Origin of the sequence: Archangium sp. (genome assembly GCF_036388035.1) — a bacterium.
GTDB lineage: Bacteria > Myxococcota > Myxococcia > Myxococcales > Myxococcaceae > Archangium.
Genome location: NZ_DASVSO010000264.1, coordinates 1 through 2,179 on the forward strand (window position 1 = coordinate 1; position 2,179 = coordinate 2,179).

A 2,179-nucleotide genomic window follows, 5' to 3' on the forward strand; every position below is an offset into this window, starting at 1 on the left:
CAGGCCGCTCGACGCCGAGCGCCACCCCCCCGAGGTGGCCGCGCTCGGCGAGCGACTCGGGGCGCGCTACGTGGTGCTCGCGGTGGTGAGGACGAAGCGCGGCGGCCGCACGGAGGCCACGCTGAATGCCTGGGATGTGCAGGTGAAGAGTCGCCTGCTCGGGGTGGCCCTGCGGCCGGAAGACGCTCGCGAGCGCCAGGAGGCCGTGGAGCAGGTCCACGCCTTCCTCACCGGCAAGCAGGTGTCCACCCCTTCTCCCCTCCCCATCGCCCTGCCGGCGGTGGTGAAGAAACCCTGGTTCTGGGCGGCGGTGGGCGGGGTGGCCGCGGCTACCACCGCGAGCCTCCTGCTGGCTTCCCAACCGAACAAGCCACCGTTGGGCGTCCGGCTGGGGAACCCCGGCGCCGGCTGGTAGCGTCCATTGCGCGCACGTCCATGCGAGTCCCGCGCCTCGAGGTCCAACTTATGAAAGCCCTTGCGCTCGTCCTGCTCCCCACCCTCGCGCTGGCCGCCCCGCCCGCGGCGAGCCGGCGTATCACCTCGCTCATCGTGCCCATGGACTCCTCGGCCGAGGCGAGTGGCCCCAAGCTGGAGAGCTACATGAACGAGGCCCTGACCCAGTTCCAGGGCTACACCGTTCGCAAGGCGGAGGACCTCTTCGGCCTGCCGGCGGATGAGGAGGCCCTGGCCGCCCTCAAGCGCGGCGAGCAGGGCTACAAGGAGAGCCTCGTCGCCTTCGATGCGAAGGACTACGAGGACGCCGAGCGCAAGGTGCGCTCCACCCTCAAGGAGTTGCAGAAGGCCGCCGCGGCGATGACGACCTCCTGCAACCCGCTGTGCGACGCCACCGCCCTGTACGCCGCGGTGATGCACCAGCGCGGGGACGGCGAGGAGGCCAAGCTGGCGCTGTTGGACCTGATGGCGCTCAGCCCCGACTACGAGCTGGACACCAAGCGCTACAGCCGCGAGTTCCTCGCGCTCCGCACGCAGGTGTCCACGAGCGTCAACGCGGCGCTGCGCGGCGGGGCGACGGTGAAGTCCCGTCCGGCCGGTGCGCGCGTCTACATCGACAGCGAGTTCAGGGGCTACACCCCGCTGACGGTGCCGACGCTGGCCGTGGGCAAGCACCTGCTGCGCCTGGAGCGCCCCGGCTTCCGCCAGTACGGGCAGTTCATGGAGGTGAGCCCGGACGACACGGAGGTGAGCGCGGTGCTGGAGCCCACGGACGCCTACAAGGCGTATGACTCGAAGCTGGACGCGATCGCCGCCGAGGTGGGCCGTGGCAAGGGCTCCAGCAGCGCGGTGGCCGGGCTGGGCAAGGCGCTCGGACTGGAGCGGGGCGTCGTGGGCACGGTGCGTGACCAGCCCGACAGCAACACCACCGAGCTGGTGCTGGGCCTGTTCGACCTGAAGACCGGCTCGCGGATCGGCGGCAAGCGCGTGGTGCTGCAGGGCGACGAGTTCGGTCAGCTCAAGTCGGAGATGACCCGCCTGGTCAATCAGCTGCTGAACACCGCCGACGGCGGTGGGGAGAAGGTGGTGAAGTCGGCGGATCCGCTGGAGAACTCCCACGGCACGGACGAGTGGAACGGCGAGGATCGGGGCGGCAAGCGGCGCGCCCAGGAGAAGAAGTCCAAGGGGGGAGATCCCCTGGAGGCAGTGAACGGTACCGAAGATTGGTGAGTCGCGGCGCTTGTACGCCGGGAGGCGGGGCCTAGAGTCGGAGGGCCATGCGTGCCCTCCTGCTCCTGATGCTCCCAGGCCTCGCGCTCGCACAGACGGGGCTCATCGTCCAGCCCGCCACACCTCCGCGCGGGGTGACGCTGCCCCCCACCTCCGCCGCGCTGGTGGAGGAAGCCACCGCGCTCTCCGTCAACCCCGCGGGCCTGCGCTTCGTGGGGCCGCCCCAGCTCTTCTACCTGCACGAGCGCAACCTCGCGCGCGACCAGGTGGGTGACGGGCTCTACCTCGGCACCAGCCTGCTGCGGGGCCTGAGTGCCGGCTTCAGCCTGGAGTGGCTGCGCGGGCAGGGGTTGGCGGACTACCGCAAGACGTCCTTCGGCCTGGCGCTCGGCTCGGGGCGGCTGTCGCTCGGCGCGGGCTACCACGGCTTCTCCTCGGACGACGCCACGCTGGACCGGCTCTCCGGCTTCGACCTGGGGCTCACGGTGCGGCCCGC

Annotated in this window: 1 protein-coding gene and 2 pseudogenes; all 3 read left to right on the forward strand. The window is 71.1% G+C overall.

Annotated features, from left to right (window positions below; all coding sequences use genetic code 11):
- Positions 1-415 (forward strand): annotated as a pseudogene (locus VF697_RS11190) (hypothetical protein); the annotation flags it as partial.
- Between the two features lie 50 nt (positions 416-465).
- Complete coding sequence (locus VF697_RS11195) at positions 466-1,683, forward strand: PEGA domain-containing protein (protein WP_331094118.1); 1,218 nt, start codon at positions 466-468, stop codon at positions 1,681-1,683.
- Between the two features lie 47 nt (positions 1,684-1,730).
- Positions 1,731-2,179: pseudogene (locus VF697_RS11200) on the forward strand (signal peptide peptidase SppA); the annotation flags it as partial.

Coding starts and splice junctions, on each gene's coding strand:
- VF697_RS11195 (WP_331094118.1), top strand. CDS start 466: ATGAAAGCCCTTGCGCTCGTCCTGCTCCCCACCCTCGCGCTGGCCGCC.